Annotated in this window: 24 protein-coding genes and 1 pseudogene; 7 read left to right on the forward strand and 18 right to left on the reverse strand. The window is 53.0% G+C overall.

All coding sequences use genetic code 11. The annotated features are described in order from the left end of the window. The 9 genes from tuf to fkpA all read right to left on the reverse strand — a co-directional run. Positions 1 to 1,169: elongation factor Tu (gene tuf / locus OGY71_RS14125; protein WP_049014834.1), on the reverse strand; the 1,169-nt coding region annotated here is incomplete at its 3' end. Between the two features lie 69 nt (positions 1,170 to 1,238). After that, on the reverse strand, positions 1,239 to 3,353 hold the full coding sequence (gene fusA / locus OGY71_RS14130; RefSeq protein WP_003023659.1) for an elongation factor G: 2,115 nt from the start codon (positions 3,351 to 3,353) through the stop codon (positions 1,239 to 1,241). Between the two features lie 96 nt (positions 3,354 to 3,449). Beyond that, complete coding sequence (gene rpsG, locus OGY71_RS14135) at positions 3,450 to 3,920, reverse strand: 30S ribosomal protein S7 (protein ID WP_003023657.1); 471 nt, start codon at positions 3,918 to 3,920, stop codon at positions 3,450 to 3,452. Positions 3,921 to 4,015: 95 nt separating this feature from the next. Next, entirely contained in the window at positions 4,016 to 4,390 is a 375-nt protein-coding gene (gene rpsL, locus OGY71_RS14140) for a 30S ribosomal protein S12 (RefSeq protein WP_003023654.1), read from the reverse strand. 125 nt (positions 4,391 to 4,515) lie between these two features. Then, positions 4,516 to 4,803 carry a sulfurtransferase complex subunit TusB gene (gene tusB, locus OGY71_RS14145; RefSeq protein ID WP_003023651.1) on the reverse strand — a complete coding sequence of 96 codons (288 nt, stop codon included), beginning with the start codon at positions 4,801 to 4,803 and terminating at the stop codon, positions 4,516 to 4,518. Positions 4,804 to 4,810: 7 nt separating this feature from the next. After that, positions 4,811 to 5,170, reverse strand: a complete 360-nt coding sequence (tusC, locus tag OGY71_RS14150; RefSeq protein WP_003827771.1) for a sulfurtransferase complex subunit TusC — start codon at positions 5,168 to 5,170, stop codon at positions 4,811 to 4,813. After that, positions 5,170 to 5,556, reverse strand: a complete 387-nt coding sequence (tusD, locus tag OGY71_RS14155) for a sulfurtransferase complex subunit TusD (RefSeq protein ID WP_003827770.1) — start codon at positions 5,554 to 5,556, stop codon at positions 5,170 to 5,172. Before tusD ends, tusC begins: the two co-directional genes overlap by 1 nt. Next, complete coding sequence (locus tag OGY71_RS14160; RefSeq protein ID WP_003023643.1) at positions 5,556 to 6,278, reverse strand: helix-turn-helix transcriptional regulator; 723 nt, start codon at positions 6,276 to 6,278, stop codon at positions 5,556 to 5,558. The genes tusD and OGY71_RS14160 overlap by 1 nt, the downstream gene beginning before the upstream one ends. A gap of 167 nt (positions 6,279 to 6,445) precedes the next feature. Next, entirely contained in the window at positions 6,446 to 7,264 is an 819-nt protein-coding gene (gene fkpA, locus OGY71_RS14165) for an FKBP-type peptidyl-prolyl cis-trans isomerase (protein ID WP_003827768.1), read from the reverse strand. 232 nt (positions 7,265 to 7,496) lie between these two features. Here fkpA and OGY71_RS14170 point away from each other — a divergent pair, with 232 nt between their 5' ends. Then, complete coding sequence (locus OGY71_RS14170; RefSeq protein WP_003023639.1) at positions 7,497 to 7,715, forward strand: protein SlyX; 219 nt, start codon at positions 7,497 to 7,499, stop codon at positions 7,713 to 7,715. Between the two features lie 113 nt (positions 7,716 to 7,828). On the opposite strand, the gene slyD is transcribed toward OGY71_RS14170, so the two are convergent. From slyD to kefG, 4 genes are all read right to left on the reverse strand, one after another. After that, positions 7,829 to 8,440, reverse strand: a complete 612-nt coding sequence (slyD, locus tag OGY71_RS14175; RefSeq protein WP_003827764.1) for a peptidylprolyl isomerase — start codon at positions 8,438 to 8,440, stop codon at positions 7,829 to 7,831. Positions 8,441 to 8,534: 94 nt separating this feature from the next. After that, positions 8,535 to 8,735, reverse strand: coding sequence for a YheV family putative zinc ribbon protein (locus OGY71_RS14180; protein WP_003023632.1), 201 nt, complete (start codon positions 8,733 to 8,735; stop codon positions 8,535 to 8,537). Positions 8,736 to 8,744: 9 nt separating this feature from the next. Further along, positions 8,745 to 10,550 carry a glutathione-regulated potassium-efflux system protein KefB gene (gene kefB / locus OGY71_RS14185; protein WP_003827759.1) on the reverse strand — a complete coding sequence of 602 codons (1,806 nt, stop codon included), beginning with the start codon at positions 10,548 to 10,550 and terminating at the stop codon, positions 8,745 to 8,747. Beyond that, positions 10,550 to 11,101: a glutathione-regulated potassium-efflux system ancillary protein KefG gene (gene kefG / locus OGY71_RS14190; RefSeq protein ID WP_003023629.1), complete on the reverse strand. Its 552-nt coding sequence runs from the start codon at positions 11,099 to 11,101 to the stop codon at positions 10,550 to 10,552. The genes kefB and kefG overlap by 1 nt, the downstream gene beginning before the upstream one ends. Before the next feature lie 132 nt (positions 11,102 to 11,233). Between kefG and OGY71_RS14195 the strand changes: the two genes are divergently transcribed. The 4 genes and pseudogenes from OGY71_RS14195 to OGY71_RS14210 all read left to right on the forward strand — a co-directional run bounded on the left by OGY71_RS14195 (position 11,234) and on the right by OGY71_RS14210 (position 15,517). Beyond that, positions 11,234 to 13,135: an ABC transporter ATP-binding protein gene (locus OGY71_RS14195; protein ID WP_286613431.1), complete on the forward strand. Its 1,902-nt coding sequence runs from the start codon at positions 11,234 to 11,236 to the stop codon at positions 13,133 to 13,135. A 175-nt stretch (positions 13,136 to 13,310) separates the two neighbouring features. Then, positions 13,311 to 14,379: pseudogene (locus OGY71_RS14200) on the forward strand (hydrolase). Beyond that, positions 14,376 to 14,594: a YheU family protein gene (locus OGY71_RS14205; protein WP_003023615.1), complete on the forward strand. Its 219-nt coding sequence runs from the start codon at positions 14,376 to 14,378 to the stop codon at positions 14,592 to 14,594. Before OGY71_RS14200 ends, OGY71_RS14205 begins: the two are co-directional and overlap by 4 nt. Before the next feature lie 53 nt (positions 14,595 to 14,647). Further along, positions 14,648 to 15,517, forward strand: a complete 870-nt coding sequence (locus OGY71_RS14210; RefSeq protein ID WP_003827751.1) for a phosphoribulokinase — start codon at positions 14,648 to 14,650, stop codon at positions 15,515 to 15,517. Between the two features lie 93 nt (positions 15,518 to 15,610). On the opposite strand, the gene OGY71_RS14215 is transcribed toward OGY71_RS14210, so the two are convergent. After that, on the reverse strand, positions 15,611 to 16,018 hold the full coding sequence (locus OGY71_RS14215; protein ID WP_003827750.1) for an OsmC family protein: 408 nt from the start codon (positions 16,016 to 16,018) through the stop codon (positions 15,611 to 15,613). A gap of 308 nt (positions 16,019 to 16,326) precedes the next feature. Between OGY71_RS14215 and crp the strand changes: the two genes are divergently transcribed. Further along, complete coding sequence (gene crp / locus OGY71_RS14220) at positions 16,327 to 16,959, forward strand: cAMP-activated global transcriptional regulator CRP (RefSeq protein ID WP_000242758.1); 633 nt, start codon at positions 16,327 to 16,329, stop codon at positions 16,957 to 16,959. A gap of 51 nt (positions 16,960 to 17,010) precedes the next feature. Then, on the forward strand, positions 17,011 to 19,098 hold the full coding sequence (locus OGY71_RS14225; protein ID WP_008786302.1) for a YccS/YhfK family putative transporter: 2,088 nt from the start codon (positions 17,011 to 17,013) through the stop codon (positions 19,096 to 19,098). Between the two features lie 70 nt (positions 19,099 to 19,168). Here the strand turns inward: OGY71_RS14225 and argD are convergent, their stop codons facing one another. The 4 genes from argD to ficA form a co-directional block, all read right to left on the reverse strand. Continuing rightward, complete coding sequence (gene argD / locus OGY71_RS14230; protein WP_003827712.1) at positions 19,169 to 20,386, reverse strand: bifunctional acetylornithine/succinyldiaminopimelate transaminase; 1,218 nt, start codon at positions 20,384 to 20,386, stop codon at positions 19,169 to 19,171. Positions 20,387 to 20,471: 85 nt separating this feature from the next. Then, the gene (pabA, locus tag OGY71_RS14235; RefSeq protein ID WP_003827711.1) at positions 20,472 to 21,035 is read right to left on the reverse strand and encodes an aminodeoxychorismate synthase component 2; all 564 of its coding nucleotides are present in this window, start codon (positions 21,033 to 21,035) and stop codon (positions 20,472 to 20,474) included. Between the two features lie 31 nt (positions 21,036 to 21,066). Then, complete coding sequence (locus OGY71_RS14240) at positions 21,067 to 21,669, reverse strand: putative adenosine monophosphate-protein transferase Fic (RefSeq protein WP_003827710.1); 603 nt, start codon at positions 21,667 to 21,669, stop codon at positions 21,067 to 21,069. Next, positions 21,659 to 21,826: a FicA/YhfG family antitoxin gene (gene ficA, locus OGY71_RS14245; RefSeq protein WP_003827708.1), complete on the reverse strand. Its 168-nt coding sequence runs from the start codon at positions 21,824 to 21,826 to the stop codon at positions 21,659 to 21,661. The genes OGY71_RS14240 and ficA overlap by 11 nt, the downstream gene beginning before the upstream one ends. Between the last annotated feature and the right edge of the window lie 102 nt (positions 21,827 to 21,928).

A 21,928-nucleotide genomic window follows, 5' to 3' on the forward strand; every position in this document is an offset into this window, starting at 1 on the left:
GCAACAACGCCCGCACCAACAGTACGGCCGCCTTCACGGATTGCGAAACGCAGACCGTCGTCCATCGCGATTGGGTGGATCAGGGTAACAACCATTTTGATGTTGTCGCCCGGCATTACCATCTCTACGCCTTCCGGCAGTTCGATGGTACCAGTCACGTCAGTAGTACGGAAGTAGAACTGCGGACGGTAGCCTTTGAAGAACGGAGTATGACGGCCGCCTTCGTCTTTGGACAGAATGTACACTTCAGATTCGAACTTGGTGTGCGGCTTGATAGAGCCCGGCTTAGCCAGTACCTGACCACGTTCGATTTCTTCACGTTTGATACCACGCAGCAGAACACCAACGTTCTCACCAGCACGGCCTTCGTCCAGCAGTTTGCGGAACATTTCAACGCCAGTACAGGTAGACTTAGCAGTCTCTTTGATACCAACGATTTCAACTTCTTCACCAACTTTGATGATACCGCGCTCTACACGACCGGTAACAACGGTACCACGACCGGAGATGGAGAATACGTCTTCGATAGGCAGCAGGAACGGCTTGTCAATCGCACGCTCTGGTTCTGGGATGTAAGAATCCAGGAAGCCAGCCAGTTCGATGATTTTCGCTTCCCACTCTGCTTCGCCTTCCAGCGCTTTCAGAGCAGAACCACGAACGATCGGAGTGTCGTCGCCCGGGAAATCGTACTGAGACAGAAGTTCACGAACTTCCATTTCTACCAGTTCCAGCAGCTCTTCGTCATCAACCATGTCGCATTTGTTCAGGAACACGATGATGTACGGAACACCTACCTGACGACCCAGCAGGATGTGCTCACGAGTCTGCGGCATCGGGCCGTCAGTCGCAGCAACAACCAGGATCGCGCCGTCCATCTGCGCAGCACCGGTGATCATGTTTTTAACATAGTCGGCGTGGCCCGGGCAGTCTACGTGTGCGTAGTGGCGAGTCGGGGTGTCATATTCAACGTGAGAAGTGTTGATGGTGATACCACGAGCTTTTTCTTCCGGCGCGTTATCGATCTGGTCGAATGCACGAGCAGCACCGCCGTAGGTTTTAGCCAGTACGGTAGTGATTGCAGCGGTCAGGGTAGTTTTACCGTGGTCAACGTGGCCGATGGTGCCGACGTTAACGTGCGGTTTTGTACGTTCAAATTTTTCTTTAGACACGGCTATATTCCTTACTATAGTGCTCTCCCCTATGGAGAGAGCACGGGACTTAGGTTTTAATCCTGTGGATTATTTACCACGGGCTTCAATAACGGCCTGAGCAACGTTGTTCGGCGCATCGTCGTACTTCAGGAACTCCATGGAGTAAGAAGCACGGCCTTTGGTCAGAGAACGCAGCTGGGTTGCATATCCGAACATTTCAGACAGCGGAACTTCAGCATGGATAACAACGCCAGTGACGTTGGATTCCTGACCACGAAGCATACCACGACGGCGGCTCAAGTCACCGATTACGTCACCGGTGTTCTCTTCCGGAGTCTCTACTTCAACCTTCATGATAGGCTCAAGCAGAACTGGTTTCGCTTTCTTAAAGCCATCTTTGAAGGCGATAGAAGCGGCCAGTTTAAACGCCAGCTCAGAGGAGTCAACGTCATGGTAAGAACCGAAGTGCAGACGCACGCCCAGATCAACAACCGGGTAACCAGCCAGCGGGCCAGATTTCAGCTGTTCCTGGATGCCTTTATCAACGGCCGGGATGTATTCGCCAGGAATTACACCACCTTTGATGTCGTTGATGAACTCGTAGCCTTTCGGGTTTGAACCCGGCTCCAGCGGGTACATGTCGATAACAACATGACCGTACTGACCGCGACCACCAGACTGCTTAGCGTGTTTACCTTCGATATCGGTAACTTTCGCGCGAATCGCTTCACGGTAAGCAACCTGAGGTTTACCGACGTTCGCTTCAACGTTGAATTCACGCTTCATACGGTCAACGATGATGTCGAGGTGCAGCTCACCCATACCAGCGATAATGGTCTGGTTAGATTCTTCGTCAGTCCATACGCGGAATGACGGGTCTTCTTTCGCCAGACGGCCCAGAGCCAGACCCATTTTTTCCTGGTCAGCTTTGGTTTTCGGTTCTACCGCGATGGAAATTACCGGCTCAGGGAATTCCATACGTTCCAGAATGATCGGGTGATCCGGGTCACACAGAGTGTCACCAGTGGTCACGTCTTTCAGACCGATTGCAGCAGCGATATCGCCCGCGCGAACTTCTTTGATCTCTTCACGTTTGTTAGCGTGCATCTGTACGATACGGCCGAAACGTTCACGTGCAGTTTTCACGGAGTTCAGGATGGTGTCACCGGAGTTAACCACACCAGAGTACACACGGAAGAAGGTCAGGTTACCCACGAACGGGTCGGTAGCGATTTTGAATGCCAGAGCAGCAAACGGCTCGTCATCGCTAGCATGACGCTCAGCAGGAGTATCTTTACCGTCGTCCAGAATACCGTTGATCGCAGGTACGTCTACTGGGGATGGCAGGTAATCAATTACCGCATCCAGCATCGCCTGAACACCTTTGTTCTTGAACGCAGAACCACAGGTTACCAGGATGATTTCGTTGTTCAGAACGCGCTGACGCAGAGCTTTTTTGATCTCTTCTTCAGTCAGTTCTTCACCACCCAGGTATTTCTCCATCAGCTCTTCTGAAGCTTCTGCAGCGGACTCGATCAGGTTCTGGTGCCATTCTTCAGCCAGTTCCTGCATGTCAGCCGGGATATCTTCATAAGTGAAGGTTACACCTGCATCTTCTTCGTTCCAGTTGATGGCTTTCATTTTCACCAGGTCAACAACACCGGTGAACGCTTCTTCAGCGCCAATTGCCAGCTGCAGCGGAACAGGGTTCGCGCCCAGACGGGTTTTGATCTGACCAACAACTTTCAGGAAGTTCGCACCCATACGGTCCATTTTGTTAACGAACGCAATGCGCGGAACTTTATATTTGTTTGCCTGACGCCATACGGTTTCAGACTGAGGCTGAACACCACCAACTGCGCAGTAAACCATTACTGCACCATCAAGCACACGCATGGAACGTTCTACTTCGATAGTGAAGTCAACGTGCCCCGGGGTGTCGATGATGTTTACGCGATGCGGTTCATACTGCTTAGCCATACCAGACCAGAATGCAGTAGTCGCTGCGGAGGTGATAGTAATACCACGTTCCTGCTCCTGCTCCATCCAGTCCATGGTGGCTGCGCCGTCATGAACTTCACCGATTTTATGGTTTACACCGGTGTAGAACAGAATACGTTCGGTAGTAGTGGTTTTACCGGCGTCGATGTGCGCACTGATACCGATGTTACGGTAGCGCGCGATGGGTGTTGTACGAGCCATTTGATTCCTCGTTTATCTTTTAGGCGTTCAATTTAAGTAGCCCAAAGCGGGCTGCTTACTAGAAGCGCCCGCCTGGTGACTAAAACTCCGAAGGGATTACCAACGGTAGTGTGCGAACGCCTTGTTGGCTTCTGCCATACGGTGAACGTCTTCACGTTTCTTAACTGCAGTACCTTTGTTTTCTGCAGCATCAGAAAGTTCGTTCGCCAGGCGCAGAGCCATGGATTTATCACCGCGTTTACGAGCAGCTTCAACGATCCAACGCATTGCCAGAGCATTACGACGGACCGGACGGACTTCAACTGGTACCTGATAAGTAGAACCACCAACGCGGCGAGACTTAACTTCGACAGTCGGGCGCACGTTTTCGAGAGCTACTTCGAAAGCTTCCAGTTCGTTTTTACCAGAACGCTGAGCCAGGGTCTCCAGCGCGCTGTATACGATAGTTTCGGCAGTAGATTTTTTACCATCTACCATCAGGATATTTACAAATTTAGCCAGCAGTTCTGATCCGAACTTCGGATCCGGCAGAATTTTACGCTGACCAATGACGCGACGACGTGGCATGGAAATACTCCGTTGTTAATTCAGGATTGTCCAAAACTCTAAGAGTTTAGTTTGACATTAATATAAAACGTTTGGCCTTACTTAACGGAGAACCATTAAGCCTTAGGACGTTTCACGCCATACTTGGAGCGTGATTGCTTACGGTCTTTAACGCCGGAGCAGTCAAGCGCACCACGAACGGTGTGGTAACGAACACCCGGGAGGTCTTTTACACGACCGCCACGGATCAGGATCACGGAGTGCTCCTGCAGGTTGTGACCTTCACCACCGATGTAGGAAGTCACTTCAAAACCGTTAGTCAGACGAACACGGCAAACTTTACGCAGTGCGGAGTTCGGTTTTTTAGGAGTGGTAGTATATACACGAGTACATACGCCACGTTTCTGCGGGCATGCTTCCAGCGCAGGCACGTTGCTTTTTGCAACTTTGCGTGCACGTGGTTTGCGTACCAGCTGGTTAACTGTTGCCATTAAATAGCTCCTGGTTTTAGCTTTTGCTTCGTAAACACGTAATAAAACGACCTCATACAATATGAGGACGCAGAATTTTAGGTCGGTGTCGAAAAGGTGTCAAGAAATATACAACGATCCCACAATTACCAGGACATCTGGCTGGGATGTTTCACCGTAAGTCTGACGAAGTCAGTATAGCTAACCCTGACGACACTGTCTGAAATTTGACCACTCAACCCGCGGGCCTTAATGTCTTCTTCCAGTACATAGACCTTAATGGAGGCATTTTGCAGACTTTCAAGGAAGCGGCTGCCTTCGATTGCCGCCGTCACACCATCCTGGAGCAATAAAAGTTCATCGTCTTTATCTATCAGGCGAAGAAGAGAGGAGAAATCGGTAAGCCACGCGGAGCGATGTAGTGTGTGCAGCATGAGAGTCTCAAAACCTTAAAATGACGTCAAAGTTGCCTAACTCACGGCGTAAATCTTCCGGTTCAAGCGCTGTCGCATCGACCACAAAATTAACCCCCTGCTGAAGGCCCCGCTCGCGTAATGAAGCGGCGCACAGCCAACATTGATCGATATCGTACAACCCTAACAGCTTGAAGGTTGCGATATAGTCTCGCGCCAGCACGGCATCCGGTTGTTGTCCCTGGAGGATTTGAAAGACGCCATCGCCGATAAAAAACACGCCGAGGTCTTCCGTTAATGCAGATGTCGCCAGCAATGCATCTAATCCTTCACGGCCTGATGCGCTGCCGTGCGGTACGGTAGAAAAAACAAAAGCAACACGTTTCATCAGAACTGCACCACGCGATCGCAAGTCAGGGATGCCTCAGCCAGCGATCCAAGCCCGCTGAGGTTAAAACCTGGTTGTAAATTAGCCCCTGCCAGCCCCAGCCGCTTTGCCTCAGTTTCATCAACAACGCCGCGACGCAACGCCGCCGCCACGCAGATATTCAGCGTTACACCATGCTGTTGGTTCAGCTGTTGCCAGGCCCGCACCAGATCATATTCATCACTGGCGGGTGAAGTCAGGAAATTGGCGTTATATACACCTTCACGATAGAAAAAGACGCTGCATAACTCATGCCCTTCTTCGAGAAGCGCATGAGCAAATTGCAACGCGCTACTCGCCTGCTGCGTGCCATAAGCAGGCCCTGTCACCATGATGGCAAAACGCATTACTTGTCTTGCCCCTGGAAATCGCCGCTTTTGAACTGACGAATATAGAGGTAGACCGTATGTTTGGAGATGTTCAGCCGATCGGCGACCTGGTTGATGGCATCTTTAATATCGAAGATGCCTTTCTCATATAAATTCAGGACGATCTGGCGGTTCTTCGCGTTGTTGGAAACATTGCGATCGGCATTCACTTCTTCGATCGTGAATTCCAGCGTCTGGGTAACCAGATCTTCCACCGAAGAAGCGAAGTTGACGGCAGAGCCCACTTCCGGGGTTTCCGGTGGGATAAAGGTATTCATTATCTGCGAGAAAGGAACATCAAGGTTCATGTTGATGCACAGCAGACCAATCACGCGATGCTCACGGTTGCGAATGGCAATCGTCACCGACTTCATCAAGACACCGCTTTTCGCACGTGTGAAGTAACACTTCGACACGCTGCTATCCGCACCCGTCATATCATGCAGCATACGCAACGCAAGGTCGGTAATCGGTGAGCCAATTTTACGGCCCGTGTGTTCACCGTTAGCAATGCGGATGGCCGAGCATTTCAAATCCTGCAAAGAGTGCAATACGATTTCACAATGGGAACCAATGAGCATCGCCAACCCGTCCACTACCGCTTCGTAGGATTTGAGGATATCGAAGTCGGTTTGATCGAAAGGACGTTGATCCAGCAAATCTAGCTCACTGGTTTCGTTGGTTAAAAGCGACCTGGACATGAAAAAAAGCACTCCTTTTCAGGAGCCTGTCGTTATGTTGTCAGGGCAGGCTCATCACTATTATAGGGGCATCTAAAGTAATACAGCGCACAAGGCGCTTTCCAGTATTAATTATATCCTGTCGATAATAAAAAACCGCCGCCCTGTGGGCGGCGGTTTTTGTTAGCTTATTTTTTGCTGCTGTCTGCAGCTTTATCTGCCGGTGCAGCATCTGGCTGCGCGTCAGCTTTCGGTGCCGGTTTGATGTCTAACAGTTCAACATCAAAGACCAGCGTAGAGTTGGCCGGAATACCCGGGACGCCGGTTTTGCCGTAAGCCAGATCCGGTGGGATAACCAGCTGGATTTTGCCGCCTTTCTTGATATTTTTCAGGCCTTCAGTCCAACCAGGGATTACACCGTCAAGACGGAAAGACAGCGGCTCACCACGGGTGTAGGAGTTATCAAACTCTTTACCATCGATCAGCGTACCTTTGTAGTTGACTACCACCGTATCGCTGTCTTTCGGTGCAGCGCCAGTACCTTCTTTCTCTACTTTGTAGACCAGGCCAGTAGAAGAGGTTTTAACGCCTTTCTCTTTAGCAAATTTCTCGCGGTAAACTTTACCTTTGGCTTCGTTGTCAGCCGCGTCTTTTTCCATTTTCGCCTGAGCGGAGCTCTTCACGCGCGCTTCAAACGCCTGCAGAGTTTGTTCGATTTCCTGGTCAGACAGTTTGCTCTTGTCTGCAAACGCATCCTGAACACCAGCGATCAGCTGATCTTTATCCAGTTTGATGCCCAGTTTTTCCTGCTCTTTCAGAGAGTTTTCCATATAACGACCCAGGGACGCGCCCAGCGCGTAAGCGGCTTTTTGGTCGTCATTCTTGAATGCTGCTTTGCTGTCAGCAGTAGCGGCTGGTTTCGCAGCATCAGCAGCGAAGGTGATCGGGGCATGCAGAGCAACAGCCATTGTGGTCGCCAGCAGCGTTACTTTAAACAGTGATTTCATCCATATCTCCAGGGCCGGGGCATCTCACCCCAGGGTTAGCTAACATAAAAATGTACTATAAAGCGTTGCAGAACAAATCAACATACAGGCACGCCCTATTATCACCACTTTTCAGACTCTTTTTGTTTAAATTAGTTTCGTTACCGAAGATTGAGTGCTGTGCAAACAGGCAAAGTTAAGTAGAATTCGCCGCAGTCCGCGATCTGCCGGAGAAAAAAGAAAGAGGTGAATCATGCAGGATACAACAATGGAAACTCGCCTGGCTGAACTGGAAAGTCGCCTGGCATTTCAGGAGATCACCATTGAAGAGCTCAACGTGACGGTGACCGCGCATGAACTGGAAATGGCCAAACTGCGCGACCATCTGCGTCTGCTGACAGAAAAGCTCAAAGCAACGCAGCCGTCCCACATTGCGTCGCAGTCTGAAGAGACCCCGCCGCCACATTATTGAGACGTAAAAAAAGCGGGGATATCCCCGCTTTTTTGTGCCGGATGACGACGTAAACGTCTTATCCGGCCTACGGTAGGCCTGATAAGCGTAGCGCCATCAGGCAATCATACCGATCAGTGGCAACCGCAGCCGCCGCCGTTACCTTTACCGCTACCGCCGCAGCAGCCTTCGCCACCGTGCTCGTGACCATGGTCGTGACCGTGGCCGTGACCACCGCAGCAACCGTCATGACCGTGGTCATGATCGTGGTCGTGACCGTGCGCACCGTGAACGTGGCCGTGAGCCAGTTCTTCTTCGGTCGCTTCGCGGATAGCAACAACTTCTACGTTGAATTTCAGATTCTGGCCAGCCAGCATGTGGTTACCGTCAACCACAACGTGGTCGTCTTCCACTTCGGTAATTTCTACCGGTACTGGACCCTGGTCAGTTTCAGCCAGGAAACGCATGCCAACCTGCAGTTCGTCAACGCCCATGAAGACGTCTTTAGGAACGCGCTGCACCAGGTTTTCGTCGTACTGACCGTATGCGTCGTTTGCGCCAACAGCAACATCGAATTTGTCGCCAACTTCATGACCGTCCAGCGCTGTTTCCAGGCCAGAAATCAGGGAACCGTGACCATGCAGGTAGTCCAGCGGTGCACTCACCGGAGACTCATCAACCAACACACCGTCTTCTGTACGTACCTGATAGGCCAGGCTGACCACCAGGTCCTTTGCTACTTTCATGATATCTCCTGAGCATGGAAAGAATAGTGGCGCAGATTGTAGCGGAATTCTGCACCCGTGTACCCTCTAGCTTAAAAAAAGCTGCGCCATATCGCTAGTCCGGATGAAAAATCCCGATCACTTGCTCTTCTTTGCGAACGTGCTCGCGCGCCTCTTTATCCGCTTCCCGCATCTGATGACCGCACTTAACACACTCAACAATATCGATATTATTTTCGCGCCACATCGCCAGCGTATCCTGCGACTGGCAGGACGGACATTTTGCACCTGCGATAAAACGTTTACGAATTGCCATGGTTATCCTCTACTCAAATTCATCCCAGCCATCCAACTGACGTCGCTCTTGCTGCATCTCTCGTTGGAAAATTTCCTCCAGCTCGCGTCGGGCTTCCCTGGCTCGAGAGATTTGTACCGTATCTGTATGCATGGGGATCAGTTCCCGCAGCATGCGCATATCCAGCCGCCGAAAATGCAGCTGAGCGCGCTGAGCCTGGTGCGGATGCATTCCCAGTGTAACCAGCGTTTTACGCCCCAACTCCAGCGCACTGGAGAACGTTTCGCGGGAAAACTGCGTCACACCAGCCTGTAATAACTCATGTGCCTCTACACGTCCGCGCGCTCGCGCAAGAATATGCAAATGCGGAAAATACTGTTGGCACAGTTCCACCAGTTTCATGGTGTCTTCAGGCTCATTACACGTAATAACAATAGATTGCGCCGCCTCTGCCCCTGCGGAGCGCAACAGTTCCACCTGCGTGGCATCACCGTAATAAACCTTATAGCCATATTTACGCATCAGATTCACCGCGCTGATATCCCGCTCCAGAACGGTAATGCGCATTTTATTGGCCATCAACAGGCGACCAATAACCTGACCAAAACGCCCAAACCCCACCACAATCACCTGCGGTTTATCATCTTCCACCCAGGGTTTTTCATCTTCCTCATCCGTGCCGTTAAACTGGCGGGAGAGCCATTTATCAATCAGCTTCATCACCAGCGGTGTGGTCATCATCGACAGCGTGACGGTCACCAGCAGCAACGCCATTTGGTCGCCCTGAAACAGCCGTTGCGAGGATGCCGTTGAAAACAGCACGAAAGCGAATTCACCACCCTGACTTAAAACCCCGGCAAATTGCATCCGTTCAGAGCTTCTCATGCCGTTAAGACGCGCCAGCACATACAGCACCAGCATTTTTACGACCACCAGCACTATCACGCTCGCTGCCACCCACAGAATATGGGTGTAGAGCACGCCGAGGTTGAGCGACATGCCAACGGAGATAAAAAACAGCCCGAGCAACAGGCCTTTAAACGGATCGATTGCCGTTTCCAGCTCATGTCGGTATTCGCTTTCCGCCAGCAGCACGCCCGCGATAAACGTTCCCAGCGCCATTGACAGCCCCAGCGCATCCATAAATAGAGCAGAACCCAGCACCAACAGCAGCGTGGCAGCGGTGAACACTTCCCGCACGCCAGAATCCGCAATAAAGCGGAAAACCGGACGCAGCAAATAGCGACCGCCAATCAGCATGCCGGCAAAGGCCAGCACCTTCATTCCCACTTTGATCCAGTCAAAATGTTCGTCAGCAGAACCCGCCAGCAGCGGAACCAGTGCCAGCGCGGGGATCACCGCCAGATCCTGAAACAGCAGTACCGAAAAACCCAGTTGTCCGGATTCACTGCGGTTCATGCCTTTTTCGCGCATCAACTGTAGCGCCATAGCGGTCGATGACATCGCCAGACCAATGCCGCCAACCACTGCCGCCTGCCAGGAGAACGCAGTGAGCATCAATAATCCGGCCAGCACCACCGCGCTCAGCATCACCTGCGCGGCACCGACGCCAAAAATTGAACGCCGCAGTTGCCACAGTTTGGCGGGATTAAGTTCCAGCCCAATGATGAACATCAGAAAGACTACGCCCAGCTCGGAGAAGTGCAGAATTTCATCCACATCGCTGATGAATCCTAATCCCCACGGGCCGATAGCAATACCCGCCAGCAAGTAACCCAGCACAGGACCGATACCCAGCTTTGAGGCCAGGGGAACTGCAGCCACCGCCGCGAAGAGGAACAACACTCCCGCTGTCAATAAATCAGAACCTTCCATTAGCGGCCTCCCACAGGGATTGGATTCGCCAGCCAGTCACCATACGCTTTCGCATGGCTGTCCAGCTCCTGCTTCGTTTGCCGTCTGGCCCAGTAAACGATAATTGGGCTCATCCAGTGCATGCGGCACATACCGGCCGTTAGCTCGAAAGGACGCAGCACATCGCTCATTGGATAACGGTTTAGCGCGTCATAGCGGTAGGCACTTTCCGGTTCTCCGGTAGTGATAACGCTACGCCAGTACTTTCCCGCCAGTTGATTCCCTCCGGGACCGCTGGCAAATCCGCGGCTCAGTACGCGGTCAAGCCATTCCTTTAACAGCGCCGGACAGCTATAGGTATAGAGTGGGTGCTGAAAAACAATCACATCATGCTCACGCAGCAGCGCCTGTTCATGCGGAATATCGATAAAAAAATCAGGATAGTGCGCGTAAAGGTCGTGCACGGTAACATTGCTGAGCTGCATGGCCGGTTTAAGCAGAACACGGTTCGCGACCGAGTCCTGAGATTCCGGATGGGCATACAGCAGCAAGACTTTCGCTGGCTGGAACATCATCCCCCTCCCGGTTTTGTCTTTTGTCTATTTTCGACGTTTTGGGCTACCATTGCGCCTCGGTGCGGCAAACGGCCCGCACATTACATTATCATAATGATAAATTAACATAGTCTGAACATACGGCGCCTTATGATTGTTTTCTCATCGTTACAAATTCGTCGCGGCGTGCGCGTCTTGCTGGACAATGCCACGGCCACCATTAATCCAGGGCAGAAGGTTGGCCTGGTGGGTAAAAATGGCTGCGGTAAATCTACCCTGCTGGCATTGCTGAAAAATGAACTCAGCGCCGACGCTGGAGGATTTACCTATCCGGGAAACTGGCAGCTCGCGTGGGTGAATCAGGAAACGCCTGCGTTGCCACAGCCCGCGCTGGAGTACGTCATTGACGGCGACCGCGAGTATCGTCAACTGGAAGCGCAGTTGAACGACGCTAACGAACGTAACGATGGACATGCCATTGCCACTGTCCATGGCAAGCTGGATGCCATCGACGCCTGGACTGTGCGCTCACGCGCCGCCAGCCTGCTGCATGGCCTCGGCTTCTCCAACGAACAGCTTGAGCGCCCGGTCAGCGACTTCTCCGGTGGCTGGCGTATGCGTCTCAACCTGGCCCAGGCGCTGATTTGCCGTTCAGACCTACTGCTGCTCGATGAACCCACCAACCACCTCGATCTCGACGCGGTGATCTGGCTGGAAAGATGGCTGAAAAGCTATCAGGGTACGCTGATTTTGATCTCCCACGATCGCGACTTCCTCGATCCGGTGGTAGATAAAATTATCCATATCGAACAGCAAACCATGTTCGAGTACACCGGCAACTACAGCGCGTTTGAAATCCAGCGTGCGACGCGCCTCGCACAGCAACAGGCAATGTACGAAAGCCAGCAGGAGCGCGTGGCGCATCTGCAAAGCTATATCGATCGTTTCCGCGCTAAAGCAACGAAAGCGAAGCAGGCACAGAGCCGTATCAAAATGCTGGAACGCATGGAGCTGATTGCCCCAGCGCACGTGGACAACCCGTTCCACTTCAGCTTCCGTGAGCCGGAAAGCCTGCCAAACCCGCTGCTGAAGATGGAAAAGGTCAGCGCTGGCTACGGCGATCGCGTCATTCTCGATTCGATCAAACTGAATCTGGTGCCGGGTTCCCGCATCGGCCTGCTCGGTCGCAACGGCGCGGGTAAATCGACGCTGATTAAGCTGCTGGCCGGCGAACTGGCCCCTATCAGCGGCGAGATTGGCCTGGCGAAAGGCATCAAGCTGGGCTACTTCGCGCAGCACCAGCTGGAGTTTTTACGCGCCGATGAATCACCCATTCAGCATCTGGCACGCATGGCACCGCAGGAGTTGGAACAGAAACTGCGTGACTACCTGGGTGGATTCGGCTTCCAGGGCGATAAAGTCAGCGAAGAGACACGCCGCTTCTCCGGTGGCGAAAAAGCGCGTCTGGTGCTGGCGTTGATCGTCTGGCAGCGCCCTAACCTACTGCTGCTCGATGAACCGACCAACCACCTGGACTTGGATATGCGTCAGGCGCTGACCGAGGCGCTGATCGACTTTGAAGGTGCGCTGGTTGTCGTCTCGCACGACCGTCACCTGATCCGCTCCACCACCGACGACCTCTATCTGGTACACGACAAGAAAGTCGAGCCGTTTGATGGCGATCTGGAGGATTATCAGCAGTGGCTGAGCGATGTCCAGAAACAGGAAAACCAGGGCGACGAACCGGCGAAAGAGAGCGTTAACAGCGCCCAGGCGCGTAAAGACCAGAAGCGCCGCGAAGCGGAACTGCGCTCCCTGACGCAGCCGCTGCGTAAAGAGATTACCCGTCTGGAAAAAGAGATGGAGAAACTGCACGCACAGCTGGCGCAGGCGGAAGAAAAACTCGGCGACAGCGAACTGTACGACCAAAGTCGCAAAGCCGAACTTACCGCCTGTTTGCAGCAGCAGGCCAGTGCGAAATCCGGGCTGGAAGAGTGTGAAATGGCCTGGCTGGAGGCTCAGGAGCAGCTTGAGCAAATGCTCGCCAAGTAGTCATGGTTGCCGGAGAAGGCGAAGCTGCCATCCGGCGCCAGAGCCGAAAATGCCTGATGAGGACGCTCGCGCGTCTTATCAGGCCTACGTTTCGTTGACGTAGTTGTGACCCAATCTCGCGTAACCTGCTGACTGACTAGCGACAAAATCACATATTGGCTAACCCGCACGCGCTGTGCGCGGTATAGTTATTCTTTCCGATTATTAATTGCTCCGGTGTTATGGTTGAAATCACGTCCACAGAAATGACCCCACCTACCGACGATTCGCGAGAATTCCGCCCGATGCGCGGTATCAGTAACCGCCATCTGCAGACGATGCTGCCACGTTTAATCCGCCGCAAGGTGAAGTTCGACGCCCACTGGCAGCGTCTGGAATTGCCCGACGGTGATTTCGTCGATCTGGCGTGGAGCGAAGATCCGCAACAGGCGAAACACAAACCGCGCCTGGTGGTTTTTCACGGTCTGGAAGGTAGTCTGAACAGCCCCTACGCACATGGCCTGATTGAAGCAGCACAAAAGCGCGGCTGGCTGGGCGTGGTAATGCATTTTCGCGGCTGCAGCGGCGAACCCAATCGTCTGAACCGCATTTATCACTCGGGCGAAACAGAAGATGGCACCTGGTTTTTACACTGGCTGGAGCGTGAGTTCGGTCGCGTACCGACCGCGGCGGTAGGTTATTCACTCGGTGGAAACATGCTGGCTTGCCTGCTGGCAAAAGAAGGCAACGATATTCCGATAGATGCGGCGGTTATCGTTTCTGCACCTTTCGTGCTCGAAGCCTGTAGCTACCATATGGACAAGGGCTTCTCCCGGGTCTACCAGCGCTACCTGCTCAATCTGTTGAAAGCCAATGCCTCACGTAAGCTTGAAGCTTATCCAGGTTCGCTGCCGGTGAGTCTGGCCCAGTTGAAATCTTTACGCCGCATTCGCGATTTTGACGATCTAATCACCGCCAAAATCCACGGTTTCGCCGATGCTATAGACTATTACCGCCAGTGCAGCGCCATGCCGTTGCTCAATCGGATCGCCAAACCAACGCTGATTATCCATGCGAAAGACGATCCGTTTATGGATCATCATGTGATCCCGAAACCGGAAAATCTGCCCTCACAGGTGGAGTACCAGCTTACTGAACATGGCGGCCACGTTGGATTTATAGGTGGCACGGTGCGCCGTCCTGAGATGTGGCTGGAATCAAGAATCCCGGACTGGCTGACAACGTATCTGGAGGCATCATCATGATTATCCCATGGCAAGATATCTCCCCGGACGCGCTGGACAATTTGATTGAAAGCTTTGTCTTGCGCGAAGGCACCGATTATGGTGAACATGAACGCTCGCTCGAACAAAAAGTCGCCGACGTCAAACGCCAACTACAATCAGGTGAAGCCGTGCTGGTGTGGTCTGAACTGCATGAAACGGTCAACATTATGCCGAGGAAGCAGATTCACGAGTAATCCGTAGCCGCCGGCCGACTTTACTATAATTACAACCATTTCATGGAGTTGTTATGTCTGCCAAACATCCGGTGATTGCGGTAACAGGATCCAGCGGCGCGGGGACCACTACCACCAGCCTCGCGTTTCGTAAAATTTTCGCGCAGTTAAATCTGCGCGCCGCCGAGGTGGAAGGTGACAGTTTTCATCGCTATACCCGTCCGGAAATGGATATGGCGATTCGCAAAGCACGCGATGCCGGGCGGCATATCAGCTATTTTGGCCCCGAAGCTAATGACTTCGGCTTGCTGGAACAAACCTTCATCGAATACGGTCAGACGGGCAAAGGCCAGTCGCGAAAATATCTGCACACTTACGATGAGGCCGTACCATGGAACCAGGTTCCGGGTACATTCACGCCCTGGCAGCCGCTGCCTGAACCGACGGATGTACTGTTCTACGAAGGGCTGCACGGCGGTGTCGTCACCCCGCAGCAAAACGTGGCCCGGCATGTCGATCTGCTGGTTGGCGTGGTACCTATCGTAAACCTGGAATGGATCCAGAAGCTGACTCGCGATACCAGCGAGCGTGGCCATTCGCGTGAAGCGGTGATGGACTCGGTGGTGCGCTCAATGGACGATTACATCAATTACATCACCCCGCAGTTTTCCCGGACGCATATTAACTTCCAGCGCGTACCGACCGTCGATACCTCTAATCCCTTTGCCGCTAAGAGTATTCCGTCACTGGATGAAAGCTTTGTCGTGATTCATTTTCGTAACCTGGAAGGGATCGACTTCCCGTGGTTACTGGCCATGCTGCAGGGCTCATTCATTTCCCATATCAATACGTTAGTCGTACCTGGCGGCAAAATGGGTCTGGCGATGGAATTGATTATGCTGCCGCTGGTACAGCGACTGATGGAAGGTAAGAAGATCGAGTGATTTAGTCTTTTGCCTGATGGCGGCTGATGCCTTATCCGGCCTACGCGTTTATATCCTGTAGGCCTGATAAGTGAAACGCCATCAGGCATGGCATCACGCAGCAGCAACCACTTCATAGGAATGGGTAATATTCACTGCCTTTTCCAGCATCAACGCTACGGAGCAGTATTTTTCCGCTGAAAGATCGACGGCGCGGGAGACAGACGCATCTTTCAGATCGTTACCCGTTACGATGAAATGCAGGTTGATGTGGGTAAACAGGCGCGGCGCTTCATCACGACGCTCTGAAGTCAGTTTCACTTCGCAGTTGGTCACATCCTGACGACCCTTTTGCAGGATCGATACCACATCAATCGCGCTACAACCGCCAGCAGCCATTAATACCATTTCCATCGGGCTCGGCGCTTTATCACCGGAGTTACCGTCCATCAAAATTTGGTGACCAGAGGCGGACTCACCGAGGAAGGTTAACCCCTCAACCCACTTTACACGCGCTTGCATATTTCGTAACTCCAATGTTTCAATTTTCCTGACAGATTACGCGCACATAACAATTCTCGCAACGGAAGGCGACCTGCGTCATGCTGAAGCGAGACACCAGGAGACACACGGCGAAAGCTATGCTAAAACAGACGGGATGCTACAGTAATACATTGACGTACTGCATGTATGCAGAGGACATCACATTACAGGCTGCAGTATATTTTTGACAGCCCCTTTCCCAGGTAGCGGGAAGCATATTTTTGCAAACCCAGAGGCAGCGTCGTTTTCTGGCTCTGGAGACAGCTTATAACAGAGGATAACCGCGCATGGTGCTTGGCAAACCGCAAACAGACCCGACTCTCGAATGGTTCTTGTCTCATTGCCATATTCATAAGTACCCATCGAAGAGCACGCTGATTCACCAGGGTGAAAAAGCGGAAACGTTGTATTACATCGTTAAAGGCTCCGTGGCAGTGCTGATCAAAGATGAAGAAGGGAAAGAAATGATCCTTTCTTATCTGAATCAGGGCGATTTTATTGGTGAATTAGGCCTCTTCGAAGAAGGTCAGGAACGTAGCGCCTGGGTACGTGCCAAAACCGCATGTGAAGTCGCTGAAATTTCCTACAAAAAATTTCGCCAATTAATCCAGGTCAACCCGGATATTCTGATGCGCCTGTCTTCTCAGATGGCTCGTCGTCTGCAGGTCACGTCTGAAAAAGTGGGCAACCTTGCCTTCCTCGACGTAACCGGTCGTATCGCGCAGACTCTGCTGAATCTGGCGAAACAGCCTGATGCGATGACCCACCCGGACGGCATGCAGATTAAAATCACCCGTCAGGAAATCGGCCAGATCGTTGGCTGCTCCCGTGAGACCGTCGGTCGTATTCTGAAGATGCTGGAAGATCAGAACCTGATCTCCGCACACGGTAAGACCATCGTCGTCTACGGCACGCGTTAACCCCATCGAAGTGGCGCGTTACCCAGTAATGCGCCACTTTTGTTTACTCCGATGTGGCGAAGACTGATATACCACCCAGAGATCAACTACGCACTACGACAAACGCTGGTGCTATGTTTACCTGTGGCTGTTGGTCTGATCATCGGTCAGCTTCATTTGGGGCTTCTCTTTTCCCTCGTCCCTGCCTGCTGCAACATTGCCGGTCTTGATACTCCGCACAAGCGATTTTTCAAACGCTTAGTCATTGGTGCATCGCTGTTTGCCGGGTGCAGTTTGATCATGCAGTTACTGCTTGCGCAAACTATACCGTTACCATTGATCCTCACCGGCCTGACGCTGATTCTTGGCGTAACCGCCGAGCTAAGCCCTTTGCATGCGCGATTACTGCCAGCCTCGCTTATCGCGGCGATTTTCACGCTCAGCCTGGCCGGGAATATGCCCGTCTGGGAGCCACTGCTGATCTACGCGCTGGGCACGTTATGGTACGGCCTGTTCAACTGGTTCTGGTTCTGGATGTGGCGCGAGCAACCGCTCCGCGAATCGCTCAGCTTGCTGTACCGTGAATTAGCCGATTACTGTGAAGCCAAGTACAGCATGCTGACCCAGCATGCCGACCCAGAAAAAGCGCTGCCTCCCCTGCTGGTTCGCCAACAAAAGGCAGTGGATCTGATTACCCAGTGCTATCAGCAAATGCATATGCTATCGGCACATCACAACAACGAATACAAACGACTGCTGCGAGCCTTTCAGGAGGCGCTGGATTTACAGGAGCATATTTCCGTTAGCCTCCACCAACCAGAAGAAGTGCAAAAACTGGTTGAGCGTAGCCACGCGGAGCAGGTAATTCGCTGGAACGCGCGAACCGTCGCCGAACGCCTTCGGGTACTGGCCGATGATATTTTGTATCACCGCTTACCGACCCGTTTCTCGATGGAAAAGCAGATTGGCACGCTGGAGAAAATCGCCAGGCAGCATCCGGACAATCCGGTGGGGCAATTTTGCTACTGGCACTTCAGCCGTATTGCCCGCGTGCTACGGACCCAGCGTCCGCTGTATGCCCGTGACTTAATGGCTGACAAGCAGCGTCGGTTGCCGCTGATCCCTGCCCTGAAAAACTACCTGTCGTTGAAATCCCCAGCGCTGCGCAATGCCGGACGCATCAGCGTTATGTTGAGTATCGCCAGCCTGATGGGCAGCGCCTTACACCTGCCAAAGCCTTACTGGATTTTGATGACAGTCCTGTTTGTTACGCAAAATGGCTACGGGGCGACCCGGGTGCGCATCTTACACCGTTCCGTAGGTACGCTCGTTGGACTGGTTATTGCCGGCGTCACGTTGCACTTTCATATTCCCGAAGGTTTCACGCTGGCGGCCATGCTGCTGATCACCCTGGTAAGCTATCTGATCATCCGTAAAAACTACGGCTGGGCTACCGTCGGTTTTACGGTAACTGCGGTATACACCCTGCAACTGCTGACGCTGAACGGGGAAGAGTTTATCGTGCCGCGGTTTGTCGATACGGTCATTGGCTGCTTAATCGCCTTTGGCGGCACGCTCTGGCTGTGGCCACAGTGGCAGAGCGGTCTGCTGCGTAAGAACGCCCACGATGCGTTAGAAGCCGACCAGGAGGCCATTCGTCTGATCCTCAGCAACGATCCACAGGCCACGCCGCTGGCGTATCAGCGCATGCGCGTCAACCAGACGCAAAACACGCTGTTCAACTCGCTGAACCAGGCAATGCAGGAGCCGGGATTTAACTCGCACTACCTTGCAGACATGAAACTGTGGGTCACGCACAGCCAGTTCATCGTCGAACACATCAACGCGATGACCACGCTGGCAAGGGAACATACGATGCTGACGCCGGATTTGGCGCAGCGGTATCTGGAGTCCTGTGAAATTGCGCTCCAGCGCTGTCAGCAACGGCTGGAATATGATGGGCCGGGAAGCTCGGGAGATGTGAATATTCTCGAAGCGCCAGAAATGCTGTCCCATGGTCCGTTAAGCACTCTTGAGCAGCATCTGCAGCGGGTTCTTGGGCATCTGAACACCATGCATACCATTTCGTCGGTAGCATGGCGTCAGCGACCGCACCACGGGATCTGGCTGAGCCGCCGACTGCGGGACATGAAGGGTTAAGCTCGACTGCCGGATGCGCTACGCTTATCCGGCCTACGAATCACAGCTTACCCTGTACGCCATCCGGCAATCAGCCCACCACTTTCGCTACCGCCTGCGCGAAGCGCTGCATCCCTTCATCGATATCCGCCTGCTCCACCACCAGCGACGGCGCGAAACGCATTACGTCTGGCCCGGCGTTCAGTACCATCACGCCTTCGTGCGCGGCGGCATAAAGGAAATCGCGCGCCCGGCCTTTAAACTGCGGCTTCAACTCAGCGCCAATCAGCAGCCCCATCCCGCGAATATCGCTGAAAATGTCGAACTGTTGATCAATCTTGTGCAAATGCTGGACAAACGTCTGACGTTTGGCCTGAATGCCTCCCAGCACTTCCGGCGTGTTGATGATATCAAACGCTGCCCCCGCTACCGCGCAGGCCAGAGGGTTACCGCCGTAAGTGGAGCCGTGCGAACCCACGTGGAACGCGGAGGCAATCTCTTGAGTGGTCAACACCGCGCTCACCGGGAAGCCGCCACCGAGCGCCTTCGCGCTGGTGAGGATATCCGGCGTCACGCCGTAGTGCATATAGGCAAACAAATCGCCGGTACGCCCCATCCCGCTCTGCACTTCATCAAATACCAACAGCGCCTGGTGCTGGTCACAAAGTTCACGCAAACCTTGCAGGAATTCCGGCGTTGCCGCAGTGACGCCGCCCTCTCCCTGAATAGGCTCAACCACCACCGCGCAGGTGTGATCGTCCATCACCGCTTTGACCGCATGCAGATCGTTAAACGGGACATGGATGATATCCGCCGGTTTTGGCCCAAAGCCGTCGGAGTATTTCGGCTGCCCGCCAACGGATACGGTAAACAGCGAACGGCCGTGAAACGCATTATGGAAGGCAATGATTTTGGTTTTGAACGGGCTATGACGCACGCAGGCATAGTGGCGCGCCAGCTTAAAGGCGGTTTCGTTGGCTTCAGTACCGGAGTTCATGAACAGCACGCGCTCGGCAAAGGTCGCATCAATAATTTTACGGCCTAAGCGCAACGCCGGTTCGTTGGTAAAAACGTTGCTGGTATGCCACAGGGTTTCGCCCTGAGTTTTTAACGCCTCAACCAATGCCGGATGGCAATGCCCTAACGCGGTCACTGCAATGCCGCCCGCGAAATCAACATACTCTTTGCCCTGTTGATCCCACACTCGACTCCCTTTTCCTTTTACCGGGATAAACTCAGCCGGTGCATAAATCGGCAGAATCACTTCATCGAATGTCGCACGCGTAATTGCAGTTTGTTCAGTTGCCATGTCATTACCACCCTGTTAAGCAGAAACGCCAGTGAAATTATAATCACAAAATATGAATAAAAAATCACTGAATAGCAACTACAAATCAGCGATTGAGGAAATTAGCCAGTAGCTGATGCCCCTGTTCGCTGAGAATACTCTCCGGGTGAAACTGTACCCCTTCCATATCCCACTCGCGGTGACGAATGCCCATTATCTCCTGCGTTTCACTCCATGCTGTCACCTCAAAGCACTCGGGAAGCGTCTCAGGGGCAACCACCAGAGAGTGGTAGCGCGTCACCGTTAATGGGTTAGCGAGTCCCTGAAAAACACCCTGCCCGGTATGGGTAATCGGCGAGGTTTTACCGTGCATCACTTTAGCCGCCCGAACTACGTTCGCGCCAAAGGCCTGCGCCATCGCCTGGTGACCAAGACAAACACCCAACAAGGGAAGCTTACCGGCGAAATGACGAATAACGTCCAGTGAGATACCGGCGTCATCCGGCGTGCATGGCCCAGGGGAAATCACGATTTTTTGCGGGTTCAGCGCGTCGATTTGCGCCAGCGTCAGATCGTCGTTGCGCCGGACAAGGACATCAGCGCCCAGTTCGCAGAAGTATTGGTACAGGTTCCAGGTAAAAGAATCATAGTTATCAATAAGCAGGATCATGGCGGCTCCGGTACATAAGAACCGCGCTATTCTACTCAGTTTCCGGGGCTTCGCTTACCACTTTACGAAATATCGCCCGCAATGCAGACAGGTCACCCATCGCCCCGCTCTGATTAGCCTGATTCCACTCTTCAACCGGAATGCCATCCCAGCTCAGCATATACCCGGCATGAATCGCTAACTGTTCGAAGAAAATACGCTGCGCCAGGCCACTGCCAATGCGAAACGGATGCAGCACATTGATTTCGCAATAATAGTGCGCAAGACGATCGACAAACTTATCTTCCGGCAATCCCACCAGCCAGGACTCATCTTCCAGGTCCTGCATCAGCGCATTGCCCTCTTTCTCGATATAGGCGAAATGGCAAAAGCGAGTATCGCCCTGGTAAATATCGACTTCGCGCAGGAGTCCCGCCCAGTCAAAAATATCCCGATACAGCTGGCGATGAATGGCGCACAGGTGCGGTAAGCCCCGTTTAAGCGGCCCCAATTCGATAGTCGCCGCACGCAGCGCTGTCAGTTCATAAGCCGCCTGCGCTAAACGCTGCGCCTGATGAATCCCCAGACGGTTACGCATGACATTCAGGCCCGGATATAAATACGGGTCGCGACCATCACCGAATTTATCGCTCATAGTGCCTCCTCAGCTCTTCAAGACGCGCCAGAGCGTCTTCAGCACTCAGAGTAACCCGCGGAATATCTACGCCTTCCAGCCGTCGGCTGGCCTGGAAATTGGCGTTTCGCCGTTGTTCCCAAAGCCTGGACTTTTGTTTATCGGTGAGTTTTTTCACGTGACCTCCCTGAATGAGCCGACACTTGCCACAAGTATAAGCAGCAATTTCGGGTTACGCAGAGAGAGGGGTGAACGCGGGCAAGAACTACCCGCGCAAGAT

The organism is Citrobacter sp. Cpo109 (assembly GCF_030332565.1).
Taxonomy (GTDB): Bacteria; Pseudomonadota; Gammaproteobacteria; order Enterobacterales; family Enterobacteriaceae; genus Citrobacter; species Citrobacter portucalensis.